Source organism: Methylomonas sp. (assembly GCF_023228165.1).
Taxonomy (GTDB): Bacteria; Pseudomonadota; Gammaproteobacteria; order Methylococcales; family Methylomonadaceae; genus Methylomonas.
Genome location: NZ_JALOBS010000019.1, coordinates 1 through 16670 on the forward strand (window position 1 = coordinate 1; position 16670 = coordinate 16670).

Here is a 16670-nt window from a genome sequence, read left to right on the forward strand (position 1 = left end):
CTTTTTGGGGATGGTGGCTCATTTTTCGTGCATCATTATACCAAAAAAACCTTTATTATCATTATATATCAATAAGATGAACTTACTGAGCAGACTCTATTTATATGCGGTGTCTGCGAACAAAGGTACATCCGTCCGCGTGACATTGCAGTTGGCGTTGTCACAAGATGTCTCGGAAGCTGAGTCGGAGAGATTGGTCTTTTTCCAGGTGATGCCGTCGTCCAGGCTCACCGAAGCGTAGGCATCGCGCTTGCCGTGACCGATAAAACCAACGCCAGGCACTTCTATCATGGGCCCGAACATGTGAACGTCGACCAGTGGCTTAGCCAAAGTACGCGTATCTTTCTTATTGCCATCAATGTCGAAGTAAAGGCTGCCGTCCGAGTTGGCGTCAGGATCAGTCCCTGACTCGGCCCCGCTTGCGGCCTGCATTGGTACGTAAAATTTCATCTGGCCGATGAAGGCGTGCTCGGCCTCGTCCAGGTAGCCTGCTACCGTTGGGGACGGCAACTTGGACGTGCTCTTCAGTATTGGTTTGCCGGCTTCACCGTTACTGCCGTCATCGGCGAGAGCTTGATTGATTCCCAGTGCTAGCGCGGTAGTCACTAAAAGTAGTGTAGCTCGCCTGGATATTATTGTATTTAGGGTATTCACAGAATACCTCCCATAAAATAAATTACAGATTGCGACGCTTACGAGGTCGATATTCGGCAATCCGGCTTTCCTTCTGGGAAGGAACCGCGACTTTCTGCCCCTACTTTACAATAGGTTTAGTTTTAATAGCTTTGTTTTAATTATAAATTACAAATATCACAAATTAGTTGAAAAAACGGAGTATTTAAGTTGGTAATTCTGTTTATTATATTGATCTTTAAAAATCGCATATCTGAAGGTAATAGGCTTAGCATATTCCATCAAAAATAGAGCTAGCGCCTCAATAAGTCCGATATATGACTACAAACCTTTTATATTAAACGATCATTTAATAATTTCTTGGTAAAACCATGAGTGTCCTCGGTGCAATAAAGCCCTGATAAAAATCGAGACTTTATTTTGTCAAAACTAAATTAATTAGGCGATTTTCTTTTTCTTGAAAAGCCCATTCCAGCTAAACCAACTCCTAATAGAGCAATAGAGGTTGGCTCTGGTACAGAAGATGTTTGCGCTGGTACAGAAAACTGGGTGCCTGTTAAAGTAAGCGTGTAAGCCCCTGTTTGAAACTCCCATGGATCCCGGTCCCATCCGGAAAGTGGGTCAGTTACTGGAAATGTTGGGTATGTGTCATACAAAGCAAAACCTAAAAAGTAGGTGCCGTTGGATAAAAAATCAACGTCTCCAGTATTGAACTGAGGAAGGTAGTTTCCATTTGCATTGTCAATATCTTCAGCAAAGGCGGCCAGAACGCCGGAATAATCAAATAAAAACAGGGTTGAATCATTATCCCCAGCTAAGCCGTCATCCTTAAAGAAATTTGAAGTAACCGTTACTGAAAAAACGGAGGTATCTGAAATAAATATCTCAAACAAATCAATATCATCTACACCTTGTCCTAAATCAATCAAAGAGCCGGTAATTGAGGTAAGCGGACCACTGCCAGTAGTTACTTGCGCAGTATTAATTAATTCACCAGCATCACCTACCTCTGAAAATGATGCAGCATTAGCCTGACCAAGAAGGCAACTAATAAACAAACCTAAAAAAAGCTTTTTCATGGTATTTCCTTATGAATTTTATGGAATGACAATATATGCGCAAAGTATATGCCAAAGCACCAAAGTCTTATTAAGTCAATAACCCTGTTGATTTGAATATTAGGATATCTATTGCATGTGTAAAAAAAGCTGACACCTTGAATGATTTAATCAGACCTCTGCCTCTTCAAAAAAACATGGAAAACTTGTCGATGAAGTGCTTAACAACCAATCAACAATAATCTGCGTGTTTGGCGTCAACTATCTTGACCGGCTGCCGTGTTTACCAAAATTAAGTTCTAAGCCGCAACCCTCTGAATTTTTTAATCATGTAAATCAATAATATAACCATATAATAAATCTGTAATGCTTTGGTTCATTGCAGGGGTTTTGTCGCCGAACTATCCGACATAAGCGCGATTTTATGCTTCTGAAAACGCACATTCAGTCGTGAACCCAATAAAACCAGTTCGAGGGTTTGGACTCATCTCTCTAAAATTAACAATTGAGGGGGTTAGTGCATGTGTAATAAAAACTGACACCTTGATCGATTTAATCAGGTCTCTTCCCCCTCAAAAACATAGAAAACTTGTCGCTTAAGTGCTTAGCAATCAATCAACATCGATCTGCGATCGTGTTGCTATGTTTAATAAAGTGGTTTCCAATCCGTAAGGCCAGAGAATGCAGCATAAACTAGCGGGTGTGAATTCCGCCCAGACAGTCGCTAGCCACGAGTCCGTCCGGTGTCGAGCCTTTATGCTTGATGCGTAGGCGCGAAAAAAAAGAGGCGCAAAAGTAACAGTTATTATTGCGTATAGCCGAGCTACGGCATAGGCTTGAGATAATTCATAACCTGCCGCTGAGCGGAATATGTTCATAAAAACACAAACTATTCAATTCATACGGTAGGCTCGCTACAATCCACAGCTGAAATACAACTCGCTGTTAGGGATGTTGTTTGATCCTAATGCATGAAATGTGAGCTTCGAGCGCCGGGCAACGAACAAGGCGTTCGGCTTTAACTTTACGGTATGCAGACTGCAGTCAATCGCATTCCTTATTGCCCTATTTCAGCGTTTATTCTTGACTTTTTTAGTCCTGTAAAATTAACTGACTGCCCCTATCGATTGGCTGTGTTTCAAAAAAGTTTTCGCTCTTGACCCGCCACCTCTCCCACACCGCCGGACATGCGGTTTTCCGCATCCGCGGTTGAACCCGGCGACCAATAAGGTCGCAAAATCTGAGCGTAACCATTAGCCCAAGTGTCGCGACCGGTGACCGTTATCTATTTCGCTCTGTAACAACACGCCCAATCAGGCATGGTGGCGCGCATTCCAGCCGCTCGGTTCGGTTCGAATTTGCGGGCTATGCAGTTGAATACACAATTAACCACAGCGGTTAGATACTTCAAATCGAGGCATCAGGCCTCGAAGCCAATCTCTGAGAAGGATTGGTCGGATTCGTCTCCATAAATCAAGGATAGACTGGCTCGGTCAGGCGTATCGATCCGGCTGGCCGAATAGGCGTCCAAGAGGGGGATGATATGCCGTACCGACCTAGGTGTGGTGTAGACGAAATAACAACTACCATCATCACTCCAGCAGCCGAACATCGCCATACCCTCCGGCCCGTTTCTCGCCACATAGGCGGCTCGAAATACACTGAACAGCATGGCCATTTCGCCGGATTCGTATTCCTGCCGCGAGAGTCTGATGCGGTGCCAACTCATGGTTTTTACCATCCGGTACCTGCGGTTAAAAGCGTTATTATTTCTTCGACTGTTAGCGAACAGTCGAAGCCTAAAAAAGCGGATTAACGTTTTTGCCAACCCGATGGCGTTTGTACAAACTGTCCGCGCGCGGTTTGGCCTATGACTTTCTGTGCGGTCAGTTTTGCCACTTCCTCTGCCGGCACTCCGTTCTTTGCGGCGATGCGTTGATATTCGGCTCGCCGCTGGGCATTGATGCTGTCGACCAGAGCTTTCACATCCGCGGGCGCGTTACCGTCCACCAATCCCAAATAGCCGTTCATCAATTCGCCCACCAAGCCCGCAGCCTTCGCCTGTCCCAAGTCGGCCGCATTGACCGGAGAGGCCGCGAACCACAGGCAAAATGTTAAGGCTGCCAACAGTTTCATCGCATAATTGTTTTTCATCGCTCACTCCTTTAAAACAGATCTTTGTTGCTGCTAATCAGCGCGTCCACATCTTTTTCCACTTTCAAGCGAATTTCATGTTCGATCTTGATATTCATGGTGATTTCGATGGGTTTTTCCGGCGCTTCCAATCTGACGGATGGCGAGCACCCCATCAGATATAAGGCACTACAAATAATGCCTATGCTATTTGCGGCTCTCCACTTCATTGACTTCTCCACTCCGCCCAGCGACGGCATACGTTGATAATCCTCCATGGGAGGCTGATTTTTAGTGTCGCCCGGCGGCTTTGACTTGCTCCAGGATAGGCTTTTCAAAGTCGCCGGCCAAAATACCTTTTTGCAACAAATCCGGCAACAGTCCGTTTAGATTCAGATTAAAGGCCACCGCATGCCCGGATAATACTCGCGGATTTTTACCTTCTAAACGCAAACCGACTTGATAGTGCCCGTCCGGCTGATAATTCAGCTTGGCTTGCAGACTATGGTACTGCAAATTGCGTAAGGCGCTAAAAGCCAGGTTTTCATTATCGGATACCGGCCCCTGATAACGCAGCACGCCGGGGCGGGTACCCGTCAGTTTACCGTCTTTCAGTTCGATACTATCCAAAGCTAGCCTTAACGGCAACTTACCGCTCAGCGTGCCGGTGCCGGAGAGCTGAGGGTAATTTAAACTGTCCAGCAATTGCGCCAGGTCCAGGTTTTTCACTTCCAGCGTAAATTTGACCGGCCTTTGATCGATGTTTACCGTGTCCGGCACAACCAACAGTTGCCCGCCGAGCGCCGGCAGGCTAAACCTGTCCACACTCAGATCGCGATTCTTTAGCCGGGTCTTTAAGTGCAGATTGTGTAGCGTGGTTTCCTGACCTAGTTGCAGATTAGGTGCATCCACTTCCAATTGCATAGCCAATTTGACCAAGTCTTTGACAGCAAAACGGATATAAGCATCATCCGCCTTGACCGGCCCAGCCAGCATACCTAGCTGATAGCCATTCAGATAAATCTCGCCTTTTAGCGGGCGTTTAGGTTGCCAATTCAATCGTACGGTACCCATCACTTGACCGGCGGGAAATTGCCAGTTAGTGATGGCTTCCGGCAGCCAGGGTTTGACTAGACTGACGAACTCGCCAAGCAACAAATCCAAATGGCCGTCAACAACCAATTGTGGCTTGGCAGCGTTCAGAGCCAGTTCGGCACTCGCCAAATACGCCTGATTGCGCGTCAGCTCTACCCGGCCTTTTAAATTTGCTAAGTTATCCTTGGATTGGGCCGACAGACTCAATTGAACGTTAGCCAGATTGGCTTGGCTACGAATAATGGTTGCTGTCGAAATAGCGCGCCGCAACTCAACAGGAACCAAACTGTTGGATTGCAGCCATTGCAATACTTCAGGCAGGTTAGCCGTAAGATTGCTTTGCAGCCGGGTTGGCGCGGGTCGATCCAAATCTAAATCCAAAATTCCGCGGCCGCCGCTTTGTTCGACCGCCAACGTGGCATGATTAAACCGAGGATTTACTTCAGCCTTAATTGACTGATCTGCATCCGCAAGCAAAATAAACAGCGGTTTTCCCTGCTGAACATTAGCATCGAAACGTCCGGTAAATCGGCTCGTGCCCCACGGCGTATCCACTTCAAGTTCCAGCTGTTCGATACTCAGCTGCTGTACCGGCAAAGCAAATACTTCATCATTTGCCTGCTGCCGGCCGGCCGCTGTATCGGCTGCTTGATAGGCAAACCGCAAGCGGGCCTTGGCCATTTTGATGCTGTTAAGCCGGACGGAACGCAGATCGTAATCAGCTTTGATGCCTTCAAGTTCGGCCGTTACCAGCCCGGTGTCGGTCTGCAGGCTAAATTGCAGATTCGCTAATTCGGCTTGCTGAAAATCAAACCAAGCGCCGGATAGTTTGGGGCTTAACAGCGCGGTTTGCTGCAAACCCTGCTTTAATGCCCATTGCAAAACCGCGCCGCGCTGCCCCCAGACGGCGCCTACAGCCACACCGATAATCAACAGCCAAAAACCCACGCGCAGAAAAATTCGCCGGCGTGGCTTGACCTGTTCAGTCGGTGTTTGTAGAGCAGGGGGCTTTACAGTCAAACAGTGCTTTTCCTTTTCGGCGGCTAAATTTTCACGACCTGTCCGGTCGCGGCCGATTCCAAGGCTGCCACGATGATTTGGCAGTTTTCCCGGGCATCTTCAAACGACAATCGCGGTTCTTTATTATTCAGCACGCAATCGCTGAAATGTTCGATTTCCAGATTGAAATGGTTGGCGGCCGGCAGCCGCTCTTCGCCTTGTCGGCCATCTTCTGTCCACCAGGAAATCACCGGCACATCGCCGGGCAATTGCCAGACCACATGGCATTTCAGGCCGCCCTGGGTACCGACGATTTCGTACTCGCAACGCCGGCCCCGCTCAAAACTAAAATCGAACTGGGCGAATTTGCCGTCGCCGTAATCCAGAATGCCGCTAGTGGAAATATCGGCGCCACTATCGGCATAGCGGGCCATGGCTGTAACCGCCAGAGGCGGCTGTTCGAAAAACATCCGTAGGGTATGAATTGCATAACAACCGATGTCCCACATCGCCCCACCGCCATGCGACACATTTTCAGCCAACCGGTACATGCGCGCCGGACGCATCATGAAGGAAAAACTAGCGCGCACGGAACGGATTTCGCCGATCAAGCCGGAATTTAAAATCTCCCTGACCCTGGCGTGCTGCGGATGAAAACGGTACATAAAACCTTCCATCACCGTGACTTTATAGCGGCGAGCGGCGGTTTCGATAGCATCGATATCAGCCACGGTCAAAGCCATGGGTTTTTCGCAGAGTACGTGCTTGCGCTGTGCAATGGCCCGCAAGGCCCACTCCGCATGTTCGTGATTGGCCATGGGCAAATACACGGCCTGCACGTCGGGATTGCTCAATAAAACATCCAGATCATCGTAGGCTTGAATATGGGGGTAACAAGGCGCGTATTTGGCTAACGTTTCTGCCGCGGCACCGGGCCGGCGGCTGGCGATGGCGATTAATTCGGTATTGGGCGCTTCGAGGATGGCCGGCAGCAGTCTCTCATTAACCCGAGCAGCACCTAATATCCCCCAACGCAATTTAGCTTGATTGTTCATGACTGTGATCTCCTGCTGATTGTTTTATTCGTCAGCTCAAGAGTTTGCAGCCTAGCGCACAGCGAGTCAAACCCAAAACGTTTGAGGTAAAAACCAGACTATCGGATAAATTACCGAGACCGAACGGTAATGCCTATTCTGCCGCCAGGTTTTGTCTTGAAGCTCGCCATGAAAAAGCCTAACAAAAACGGCCTTGGCCGCGCCGCTAGCCATTACGCCATTGGCGGCCTACCCTAGCGGCTTTGCCAAAGGCCTGGGCGTGATCGTCACTCGCGAACCGGCGGGCATTTACCCGTTTGTCACCGCACCATTTCCGCTTCCGGCAGGATTTTAACCGGTCGTACAACCGGAAAGTCCCAGCAGTTATTTCAACTAAGCAGGCCTGGAGAGACTGATACTTAAAACAACCGTCTGTCGTTCGGTAGGCGGTTGTTTATGCGCTCCGCAAAATAGCAAATTTGCCTCTTTAGGTTCTCCATCATGCGCTGCGTACGCTTGTCGGTTAACCATCTCCATCCGATGTTTATCAAATGCCGCCAGCCTTTGCTTAATTCACGCGCAAGTTGGCTTGCAATCGCTTTGGGCTGGTCGGCGGCACGGGCCAGACTAATTTGCAAGCTTTGCATTGTTAATAACGGCAACCACATTTGGTACAGGCTCAATAGAATCTGAAAATTCAGCGATAAGCCCATCAGGCCGCCGCTCAACACTAACAGGTAGGCAAATTCAGGGGTTTCCCGGGTCAGATACCAGGCAAAAATATCGGTCAACATACTCAAAAACGGGATACCGATGGTCAAGCGTTTCAACCAGACTGGAATCTGGCAAAGTACGAATAATTTGCCGACGAAAAACAGAATAAAGGCAATTCCAAACAGATGAATGTGTGACACCCGCACCAACGAGGGGATCGATGCTCCCTTGTCGGCTTCCGTGAGTTTGGCCACTTGTTCATAACTGGTCAGCGGGGGAATATTCATGCCGCTTTCCTGCGAATGACAACCCAGGCAATCGCGCTGTAGGATCGGCGCAACCTGCGCATCGTATATGGCTTGCCTGGCACCGGAGTCTATCCAATCCAGTATGATTTCTTTATCTTGCGCGGATTTCAGATTCCCAGCCATGGGTCCATTAATGGCGGCGGTCAGGCGGGTTTGTTCCGGACTGCCATGATAGGCGATAACAATATCCGCAATCGATAACCCAGGCTGTCCATCCCGGCCCTGATGAACGAAAAACACCTGCCCCAATGAAAACAGGTAGCCCATTGCAATACTTACTAAAAACAAGCTATTGAGTATTCGTTCCGAAACAGAAATATCGCTGAATCGTTGACAGTGTGCCATGGCGCGCCTCACTCAGACTAGAACACAAACACATTTCAGCAAAATGCATGCCCCACATAATTCCGTTATTAATCAATTAGTTACCAATAACTAACCATGACAAAACAGCCCTAGCTGGTGCACTCCGCACCGCTGTTGTGCAACGTTAACAATAGTTGCCAGATTACAACTTTCGGATGAATGGCAATATCACGCCAAACAGCACGATCAGCAAAGAACCCAGCATGGCATTCTGCCCTGGCAATTGGGCAAAAAAGGCGATACCCCACGCCAAACTCAATACCGGCGCCAGATAACCGACCGCACTGACCAGGGCTGCCGGCGCCGCTTGATACGCCCGCGTCATGTAAAATTGAGCGCCGCTGCCTAGGATTCCGGTTAGCAACAACAAGCCCCACGTTTCCTGTTGATGCGGCGTTTGAAATCCGAAATTGGCAAAATATACAAAATGTAACAACATCGCTACCAGGCAAAAGTAAAAAATCACGGATTGCGGCGAATTACTGCGACCGGCCCTCGCCACCATCAAATAGGCCAATGCCGACAAAAATCCGGCTGACAACGCCATTGCCCGGCCTATCAAATCGCTGTCGTGTCCATCCTGCTTGAACAATAATGCCACGCCAACTAATGAACCTAAAATCGCCAGCCAAGCCATCCAGGAATTTTTCTGCCCTAACACCCATGGTCCTAACAAGGCCACAAATACACCGCTACTGGCGGTTAAAAAGGCGCTTTCGCCAGGGCCGATACGGGTAATTGCCGTAAAAGACAACATCAGCGCCATGGAACCAAATAAGCCGCGTAACCATAGTGATGGGCGTCCATCGCCTCGTAACGCTTTGACGTTTTTATGAACAATCGCCGGCATAATCAATATTAACAAATTACTCAGAACCCTGACAAAGCTCACCATCGCCGCCGGCAACTCGGCATCGAATAATTTTGTGGCGTAGACACAAGCATTCATCAATGAAAACAATAAACAAGCCAGCACCATTTCCATCAGTCCCTTATGCCCGACCGATAAGGCATGATAATTCGGTAGTTTGCGAAATGTACGGGGCTTATTCACTATTATTTGGAGTGGGTTTATTGACGCTACGGGCTCAATGGCTGGCTACTTGACTAGTTTAACCGTTTAGCTGTGACAAGACGTTTTATCGGCGCTACACTGCAGTTATACCCACATAAGATTATTCATGCTGCCACAAGACATTCTGTTTCAATCCCTCAAGGCGATTAACACTCAAACAGTCAGAGCCTCGCTAATCGTGCTGGCCATGAGTATCGGCGTAGCGTCCGTAAACGTTTTAATTGCTTTGGGCGATAGCGCCCGCAACTACGTGATTAATGAATTCGAATCGCTCGGCACCCATTTAATTATTGTGCTGCCTGGCCGCAGCGAAACGACCGGCGGTCATCCGCCCATTTTTGGCGAAACCCCGCGCGATCTAACCCTTGACGATGCCAATGCGTTATCCAGAAGTCGCAATATCGCCGCAATCGCACCGGTTAACATCGGCTCCGCACCTATTTCCGCCGGCGGTCTGGAACGCGAAACCAATATCATGGGCTCGACCTTTGCGTTAAAAAAAGTGAGGCACTTAAGTATTTCGCGAGGCCGGTTCTTGCCCAATGCGGCAGCCGATAAAGAGATTCCCGTGTGCGTGATCGGTCAAACGATTGCGGATCAACTTTTCTCCCATAGTCAAGCTGTCGGCCAATGGCTGCGTATCAACGACCGCCGCTTTCGCGTTATCGGCGTGCTGACAAGGGAAGGACAATCCATTGGGGTTGGTTTTGATGAACTGGTTATCGTTCCGGTCGCTTCAGCCATGGCGTTATTCGATAGCCATTCACTGTTCCGCATATTGATTGAAACTTACTCCCAGGACGCCATGTATAAAGCGATCGATGAAATTAAGCGGATTATCAAGCTGCGGCACGAGGGCGAGGAAGATGTCACTGTGATCACACAGGACAGTGTAGTTAACACTTTTGACAAAATCTTATCTGCCTTGACGCTTGCCGTTGGGGGCATTGCAGCCGTCAGTCTTGCTGTTGCCGGTGTTTTAGTTATGAATGTCATGTTGGTAAGCGTCAGTCAGCGTACGGCCGAAATCGGTTTGCTAAAAGCGCTCGGCGCGACTCAACGGCAATTGCTAATGTTATTTTTATCGGAAGCAGCCTTACTTTCACTCGCGGGCGCGCTTGTCGGCAGCTTACTTGGCAAATCAGGGATTATTATTTTGCAATGGCTTTATCCCGACTTTCCGCTTAGCCTGCCCTTCTGGTCTTGGCTATCCGCAATTGCGGTGGCGCTCGGTACTGGCTTGCTCTTTGGGGTACTACCTGCCAGGAAAGCGGCCCGGTTAGACCCTGTGTCTTCTCTGGCAAGGCGGTAGTCAATGCTTTGGCCCGACTTATTGGCACTTGCGTTACGCAGCATTTCCAGCCATAAGCAGCGGTCGTTATTAACCGCTCTCGGCCTGATTATCGGTATCGCGGCCGTTGTGATACTGACTTCAATTGGCCGAGGTATCCATCGTTTTGTTTTGGCGGAATTCACTCAGTTTGGCACGCATTTAATCGCCGTATATCCCGGTAAAACCACCACCTTCGGTTTATCCGGGGCGACTATCAGCACGGTTCGGCCCTTATCTATTTCCGATACGAATAGCTTGCAAAATCTTGATCAGGTAATTGCGGCCATGCCGGTAATACAGGGTAATGCCCGCATTGAAGGCGATAAAAAACAGCGCAGAGCCACGGTATTCGGTGTCAGCTCGGCGTTACCCTTGGTTTGGCAATTCAATATCCAAAGCGGACGTTTTTTACCCAACGACAGCCTTGAAAACCCCCGTGCTTTTGCGGTATTGGGCAGTAAAATACAAACCGAACTGTTTGGAACATCCTCGTCGTTAGGCCGGAGAATTCGGATTGGTAACGACCGCTTCCGCGTAATGGGTGTTATGGAATCCAAAGGCCAAATGTTGGGCTTGGATTTGGACGACAGCGTTTATATTCCTAGCGGCAAAGCCATGGAAATGTTTGACCGGCAAAGCTTGATGGAAATTGATGTCCTTTATAACAGCCAGGCGTCCAGCGATATTATCGAACAACGGATTAAGGAACGCCTGATTATGCGTCATGGTTCCGAGGATTTTACTATCATCACCCAAAACCAAATGCTGGAAAAAATGGATTCCGTGCTTAGCGTTTTAACTTTGGCTGTTGCCGCCTTAGGTAGCATTTCTTTATTAGTGGGTTCAGTCGGCATATTTACTATCATGACTATTGCCGTTTCTGAACGCGTGACCGAAATCGGATTATTAAGGGCAATCGGAGCAGAACGGTTTGTCATTTTTAGATTATTTTTGAGCGAGGCTTTACTGCTAAGCTTGTTTGGCGGGGCAGGAGGTATTCTGTTAGGCTTTTTTCTGACGCAGTTAGCGTCGGTTTTGGTTCCTGCATTGCCTGTCCAATTAGCGTGGAATTATATTTCCCTGGCTTTTTTAATTTCTTTCGCTATCGGCATTGCTTCCGGCGTGATTCCAGCCATTAAAGCATCGCGATTAAGCCCCTTGGATGCGTTAAGAGCCGAATAAAATTTTTGCCTTACACCATAGTTAGCGTTGTTATGGTTTATCGACTACGTTTAAAATAAGCAATTAATTATTTAGCCTAATTGAGGACTCCATGTTTGATATTTCCAATTATTACGAACAATTAGTGACCGATCAGTTGTGGCAATTGAAGAAACAAAGCGAAGAAACGCTCTCTCAATCTTTCCTTATCGATGTAGCCTGCGTTGCGCTTAATTCTTTACCTGCCTGCTATGTGCGCAATATCGTAGATAAGGGTGCCGGCATGACCGAAACAGAGCATCAGGATATGCGAGATGCCGCCATCAGCGCCATTGATCATGCAATTTTGGTAGTGAACCGCAATCCACACGATTCAAGGGAAGCATAAGCTATTATTTTTTAGCTTAACTGTTAGGAATCTGAACATTCATTTCTTTTCAAATTCCTAACTCAAGTCATTTTTAGCGGCTTGATATTGGCTGTACGTCGCGCTGAGGAACACCTTGATATAATTGTCGTGGTCGACCAATTTTGAGTTCCGGATCTGAAATCATTTCATCCCATTGAGCAATCCAGCCTACCGATCTGGCTAGTGCAAATATTGCCGTGAACATTTCTGTTGGAATTCCCAAGGCCCTTAAAACAATACCGGAATAAAAATCTACATTTGGATAAAGCTTTCTTTCTACAAAATAGGGGTCTTCCAAGGCAATCCGCTCTAATTCCATTGCCAATTTGAACATTCTGTCATTATGCAGATTTAGTTCGTCAAGGACTTCGTGACAAGTTTGCCTCATTAACTTGGCGCGCGGATCATAGTTTTTGTATACCCGATGCCCAAAGCCCATCAACCGGAATGGGTCATTTTTGTCTTTTGCTTTGGCCACATACTCAGGGATATTCGAAGCATCCCCTATCTCTTCCAGCATATTTAACACTGCCTCGTTCGCACCACCATGTGCTGCTCCCCATAAGCAGGCGATACCGGCAGCGACACAAGCATAGGGATTTGCTCCACTCGAGCCCGCTAGCCTCACCGTTGATGTTGACGCGTTTTGCTCATGGTCCGCATGTAATATTAGGATTCTATCAATCGCTCTTATCAATATCGGATTTGGAACATATTCATCACATGGATCGCCCATCATCATACGCATGAAATTTTCCGCGTATCCCAACTTTCTTTTGGGGTATATAAAGGGCATGCCAGTACTGTACTTGTGGCACATAGCTACTATGTTCGGCATTTTGGCAATTAGCCTGATTGCGGCTGTGTATCGATCTTCACGGCAAGTCACATCTGTGCCGTCATGATAAAAAGCAGATAAAGCACCTACCACGCCAACCAATACCGCCATCGGATGAGCATCCCGCCTGAATCCGCTATAGAACCTTGTCAACTGCTCATGTACCATGACGTGCTTGCTGATAGTAGTGACAAATTCCTTCATTTCGGCACCGTTTGGTAACTCACCATTCAACAATAAATAGCAAACTTCAAGAAAGTCGCATTTCTCGGCTAATTGTTCAATTGGATAGCCCCGATATAATAAAACGCCATTATCGCCATCAATGTAGGTAATTTTTGATGAACAACTTGCTGTCGAAGTAAATCCAGGATCGTAAGTAAAGTATCCGGTTTGCGCATATAGGCTGCGTATATCAACAACCGAAGGTCCTAAAGTACCATCCATAACAGGTAGTTTAGATACGCGTTTTTGATCGTCCTCAGGTAAGGACAGATGTAATTCAGCCATTGGAGTACTCCTACATTGGATTATTCTGCATCATTGCAGTCAGTTGTATTCTATTCGATGTGCATATCTGCAACTAGCCAACATTGTTAACTCTCAGTGACTTAATTATTTCTTAAGCAATTAAGACAACCCTCAATTTTGCATGCTTTGCTTATTCCGCTTTATTTTCCAACTCTTCTTCAGTTCCTGTTACTAACCCGGACATACATTCCACGACACTTTCTGCGTAATTTGCATGTGCTTCCGCTAGCGCTTTTGGCGAGCCAAAGTCTTTTCTAAGCTCTTCCAATGTTTTTTTAGGATCTTCTGATTCAGTCAGCGTTAGCATCCTTGTGTAGTTTTTATAGGCCTGTTTCCGCATTGGATCTATAGGAATCATACCCGGCATATCCTTGGATGAAGTCATGACCACGCATTGAACCATTTTTTCCGGTGCTATATGGTAATCCTTTATATCTTTATCTTGCTGCATCTGTTGTAGAACGGCTTGCTCATACTGCGTTTTTTCCGAACACCCCGCTAATATCATGGTCACCATGATGACCGATACCAATCTTACTTTCTTCATTTTTTTACTGACCGTTTAGTTAGCAACTCTTAAATTTTCTGTAACTTATTACCATTAGTGACTTTTCATACACTACAAAAAGTCAGACGTCTTATTTATTGGCTTTCTCTATAACCAATTTAATTTTTACCTGATAAGGCTTTGCGCCCAAACATCATGTCCACTTTAGGTATCAAACTTAAAAAAAAACCCCCGTTACCCTAAGGTAACGGAGGTTTTCATCCTATCAATCTAAGACGAATCTTAGATTTCTTTCATTAGATGAAAGATGGGATTAATGGAGCATCAACTGTTACCAATTGACGGTTTCCACTTTCGTCCCAGAAGAACAACAGACCCGCGAAACGGCTGTCTGGATCGTAGATCAAGTCAGCTAAGCGGTATACTTCCCATGCTGCGTCAGAAGCTGTTACTTCAACAGTACGTGTCTCACCTGGAGCCAGTGGGCTGTTGTCGCTAACTGTCAAGCCTTCTTCAGCCAACAAGTCATCAGGATATGCAGTTTCATCTTCATGTACTGCTGGATCCAGGAAGCGAACACCAGCGGTGTTGAACTCACCTAAACGTACAGCAGAGTCGCCATTGTTAGTGATGGTCAGAGTCATTTGCATAGCACGACCTGGTACACGGTATGTAGCATCATCAACTTTAACAGAAACAGTTGCTTCTGGCATTTGATAAGTTTTCATACCACGCAACAAACCAGCTTGCAATGGAGTTGTTACTGGGTATTTTTCGTTAGTTGCGCCCATAGAAGCAGCAACGATAACCATAGTACCTACAGCGAACAACATACCGACTTTTTTATCACCAGCTGAGATCAGAGTATCTGCTTTACCAGTGCTTACAGCGATGTGACGTGGAACAAATATTGGACGTTTGAACCAGAACATCAACCAAGCAATGGCAATTGCAAACCATACTGCGTGCCAGAAATAAACGTTATCCAGGCCATAGGTTTCCAAATCGATTGTTTGACCAGTCAGAGTAGTAACTGGGTTAACAAACTCGCTCATTGAACCAGTAATGGTTACCCATTTACCTGGACCGATGATTGGACCACCGCCTTGAACGTTCATCATTGAATGAACGTGCCAGTCACCTGGACGACGTGCTTTCAACAGTACTTTGAACTCATAAACTTCGCCCAATTCCAGAGAAACTGAACGAGGAACCAACTGACCACCGATCCAAGAACCAGCACGAATAAATACTGGACCAGGAATACCAATGTTCAAGAACGATACTTCTGGCTTATCAACAGTTTCAGGCCATCCTGCGAATACCAGGAATTTACCTGAAATGGTCATAGTGTCGTTAACAGGCACTTCTTCTTTTGACCAGTTCAAGTCAAACCAGTGAATTGTCCGCATACGCATAAACGCAGCCTGTGACTTTTCACCATGAGCAGATGCTGTTGGAGCGTAAAACATCGCTGCTGTCATTGTAATCAGCAGTGCGACAAAGGACAGTTTTGCAACTTTGTCTTTTATTATTTTCATATTTCCTCCTCTATTACTAGAGAATCTTGTAATTAAGATCTACCGACTAACTTGATTATTCAAATTTGTCAGATGTCATTTTCAATCAAAACTTCAGATTAGGATGCGTCGTCAGCGATGAAGTCGGTTTTAGCGAACCATCTGCCGAAGAAGTGCCACAAGAAGTAAATGATGATAGAAACGAATCCAGAGAAGAACGCTGATACAGGAGCAACGTCTTTACCGAAAGTTCTTAATGTACCTTTCTCTACCATACGGATGTATTCAGGTGTACCAGTTCTAACGTAGTGATAACCTTGTAAGTCAGCCAAAGTCATCATCATGCCGTTGTATTCTACAGGCACGTGCAATGGAGCGATTACAGGCCAGTTACCTGGGTAGAACAACAAACCATAAGCCAAACCACCAACAACAGCGGTCAGAGTCATGCTGTTACCTAACATCAGGACAACGTCAAGAACGATAGCACCTGGGATCAGGTTAGATGGGAATACGAAATTTACTGGGAAGTAAGTCCAACCCCAGAAGTTCATATATCTGTTGATCCACTCACCTAACATCAGAGCAACTACGGAAACAGTAGCACCGACAGGCAGTTTGTATCTCCACCACAAGCACGCTTGAACAGCCGCAGGGAATGTAATAGAAACGATAGGTGCTACGGTTACCCACAGACGTCTATCTTTCCAGTCGGTCCAGAAGTCCCAGTCACCACCAGTCAACATATAGTGAATGTGATAACCGCCCAGAACCGTTACGAACAGTGTAAAAAGAATCATCCAGTCAAACGTACGGGAAACTTGTACCGCTTCCGCACGAGAACGTACAGCTGATTGAGATGCGCTCATTAGCTTACCTCCTAAAGAATTAAAATTATATTTTTTTTACTTTCCCTTATCCTGCCCCACCTAAGCGGGGCAAGAAAGGAGATAGT

At 46.9% G+C, this 16670-nt stretch carries 17 protein-coding genes and 1 riboswitch; of the genes, 4 read left to right on the forward strand and 13 right to left on the reverse strand.

Annotated features, from left to right (window positions below):
• Positions 1–96 precede the first annotated feature (96 nt).
• The 7 genes from M0R33_RS14680 to M0R33_RS14710 form a co-directional block, all read right to left on the reverse strand.
• Positions 97–654 carry a hypothetical protein gene (locus M0R33_RS14680; protein ID WP_292570694.1) on the reverse strand — a complete coding sequence of 186 codons (558 nt, stop codon included), beginning with the start codon at positions 652–654 and terminating at the stop codon, positions 97–99.
• Between the two features lie 52 nt (positions 655–706).
• A riboswitch (cyclic di-GMP riboswitch) is annotated at positions 707–785 on the reverse strand.
• A 282-nt stretch (positions 786–1067) separates the two neighbouring features.
• A complete protein-coding gene (locus tag M0R33_RS14685) occupies positions 1068–1712 on the reverse strand; it encodes a PEP-CTERM sorting domain-containing protein (protein ID WP_292570697.1) in 645 nt (214 codons plus the stop codon).
• 1399 nt (positions 1713–3111) lie between these two features.
• Positions 3112–3420 carry a hypothetical protein gene (locus M0R33_RS14690; protein ID WP_292570700.1) on the reverse strand — a complete coding sequence of 103 codons (309 nt, stop codon included), beginning with the start codon at positions 3418–3420 and terminating at the stop codon, positions 3112–3114.
• 83 nt (positions 3421–3503) lie between these two features.
• Positions 3504–3845: a YdbL family protein gene (locus M0R33_RS14695; protein WP_292570703.1), complete on the reverse strand. Its 342-nt coding sequence runs from the start codon at positions 3843–3845 to the stop codon at positions 3504–3506.
• An 11-nt stretch (positions 3846–3856) separates the two neighbouring features.
• Positions 3857–4054: a YnbE family lipoprotein gene (locus M0R33_RS14700; protein ID WP_366043949.1), complete on the reverse strand. Its 198-nt coding sequence runs from the start codon at positions 4052–4054 to the stop codon at positions 3857–3859.
• A gap of 61 nt (positions 4055–4115) precedes the next feature.
• On the reverse strand, positions 4116–5939 hold the full coding sequence (locus M0R33_RS14705) for a YdbH domain-containing protein (RefSeq protein ID WP_292570706.1): 1824 nt from the start codon (positions 5937–5939) through the stop codon (positions 4116–4118).
• A gap of 23 nt (positions 5940–5962) precedes the next feature.
• Positions 5963–6973, reverse strand: coding sequence for a Gfo/Idh/MocA family oxidoreductase (locus tag M0R33_RS14710; protein ID WP_292570709.1), 1011 nt, complete (start codon positions 6971–6973; stop codon positions 5963–5965).
• 193 nt (positions 6974–7166) lie between these two features.
• On the opposite strand from M0R33_RS14710, the gene M0R33_RS14715 reads away from it, so the two are divergent.
• Positions 7167–7307 (forward strand): hypothetical protein, encoded by a 141-nt coding sequence (locus M0R33_RS14715; RefSeq protein WP_292570711.1) that lies wholly within the window; start codon positions 7167–7169, stop codon positions 7305–7307.
• A 64-nt stretch (positions 7308–7371) separates the two neighbouring features.
• Here the strand turns inward: M0R33_RS14715 and M0R33_RS14720 are convergent, their stop codons facing one another.
• Both M0R33_RS14720 and M0R33_RS14725 read right to left on the reverse strand, forming a co-directional pair.
• Positions 7372–8319, reverse strand: a complete 948-nt coding sequence (locus M0R33_RS14720) for a hypothetical protein (protein WP_292570714.1) — start codon at positions 8317–8319, stop codon at positions 7372–7374.
• Between the two features lie 163 nt (positions 8320–8482).
• Positions 8483–9394, reverse strand: coding sequence for a DMT family transporter (locus tag M0R33_RS14725; RefSeq protein ID WP_292570717.1), 912 nt, complete (start codon positions 9392–9394; stop codon positions 8483–8485).
• A 127-nt stretch (positions 9395–9521) separates the two neighbouring features.
• On the opposite strand from M0R33_RS14725, the gene M0R33_RS14730 reads away from it, so the two are divergent.
• From M0R33_RS14730 to M0R33_RS14740, 3 genes are all read left to right on the forward strand, one after another.
• Positions 9522–10727: an ABC transporter permease gene (locus tag M0R33_RS14730; RefSeq protein WP_292570720.1), complete on the forward strand. Its 1206-nt coding sequence runs from the start codon at positions 9522–9524 to the stop codon at positions 10725–10727.
• Between the two features lie 3 nt (positions 10728–10730).
• A complete protein-coding gene (locus M0R33_RS14735) occupies positions 10731–11930 on the forward strand; it encodes an ABC transporter permease (protein WP_292570723.1) in 1200 nt (399 codons plus the stop codon).
• A gap of 91 nt (positions 11931–12021) precedes the next feature.
• Complete coding sequence (locus tag M0R33_RS14740) at positions 12022–12297, forward strand: late competence development ComFB family protein (protein ID WP_292570725.1); 276 nt, start codon at positions 12022–12024, stop codon at positions 12295–12297.
• Positions 12298–12370: 73 nt separating this feature from the next.
• Here M0R33_RS14740 and gltA read toward each other — a convergent pair whose 3' ends face one another.
• The 4 genes from gltA to amoA all read right to left on the reverse strand — a co-directional run bounded on the left by gltA (position 12371) and on the right by amoA (position 16584).
• On the reverse strand, positions 12371–13666 hold the full coding sequence (gene gltA / locus M0R33_RS14745; RefSeq protein ID WP_292570728.1) for a citrate synthase: 1296 nt from the start codon (positions 13664–13666) through the stop codon (positions 12371–12373).
• A gap of 151 nt (positions 13667–13817) precedes the next feature.
• Entirely contained in the window at positions 13818–14234 is a 417-nt protein-coding gene (locus tag M0R33_RS14750; protein WP_292570731.1) for a hypothetical protein, read from the reverse strand.
• A gap of 257 nt (positions 14235–14491) precedes the next feature.
• Positions 14492–15736, reverse strand: a complete 1245-nt coding sequence (amoB, locus tag M0R33_RS14755) for a bacterial ammonia monooxygenase, subunit AmoB (protein ID WP_292570733.1) — start codon at positions 15734–15736, stop codon at positions 14492–14494.
• A gap of 98 nt (positions 15737–15834) precedes the next feature.
• Entirely contained in the window at positions 15835–16584 is a 750-nt protein-coding gene (gene amoA / locus M0R33_RS14760) for a bacterial ammonia monooxygenase, subunit AmoA (RefSeq protein ID WP_292570736.1), read from the reverse strand.
• Positions 16585–16670: the final 86 nt, after the last annotated feature.

What these genes read in the sequence shown, in the direction of transcription:
- M0R33_RS14740 (WP_292570725.1), top strand. Translation starts at nt 12,022, where the DNA reads ATGTTTGATATTTCCAATTATTACGAACAATTAGTGACCGATCAGTTG.
- M0R33_RS14730 (WP_292570720.1), top strand. Translation starts at nt 9,522, where the DNA reads ATGCTGCCACAAGACATTCTGTTTCAATCCCTCAAGGCGATTAACACT.
- M0R33_RS14695 (WP_292570703.1), bottom strand. Translation starts at nt 3,845, where the DNA reads ATGAAAAACAATTATGCGATGAAACTGTTGGCAGCCTTAACATTTTGC.
- M0R33_RS14720 (WP_292570714.1), bottom strand. Translation starts at nt 8,319, where the DNA reads ATGGCACACTGTCAACGATTCAGCGATATTTCTGTTTCGGAACGAATA.
- amoA (WP_292570736.1), bottom strand. Translation starts at nt 16,584, where the DNA reads ATGAGCGCATCTCAATCAGCTGTACGTTCTCGTGCGGAAGCGGTACAA.
- M0R33_RS14750 (WP_292570731.1), bottom strand. Translation starts at nt 14,234, where the DNA reads ATGAAGAAAGTAAGATTGGTATCGGTCATCATGGTGACCATGATATTA.
- M0R33_RS14690 (WP_292570700.1), bottom strand. Translation starts at nt 3,420, where the DNA reads ATGAGTTGGCACCGCATCAGACTCTCGCGGCAGGAATACGAATCCGGC.
- M0R33_RS14685 (WP_292570697.1), bottom strand. Translation starts at nt 1,712, where the DNA reads ATGAAAAAGCTTTTTTTAGGTTTGTTTATTAGTTGCCTTCTTGGTCAG.
- gltA (WP_292570728.1), bottom strand. Translation starts at nt 13,666, where the DNA reads ATGGCTGAATTACATCTGTCCTTACCTGAGGACGATCAAAAACGCGTA.
- M0R33_RS14735 (WP_292570723.1), top strand. Translation starts at nt 10,731, where the DNA reads ATGCTTTGGCCCGACTTATTGGCACTTGCGTTACGCAGCATTTCCAGC.
- M0R33_RS14700 (WP_366043949.1), bottom strand. Translation starts at nt 4,054, where the DNA reads ATGAAGTGGAGAGCCGCAAATAGCATAGGCATTATTTGTAGTGCCTTA.
- amoB (WP_292570733.1), bottom strand. Translation starts at nt 15,736, where the DNA reads ATGAAAATAATAAAAGACAAAGTTGCAAAACTGTCCTTTGTCGCACTG.
- M0R33_RS14710 (WP_292570709.1), bottom strand. Translation starts at nt 6,973, where the DNA reads ATGAACAATCAAGCTAAATTGCGTTGGGGGATATTAGGTGCTGCTCGG.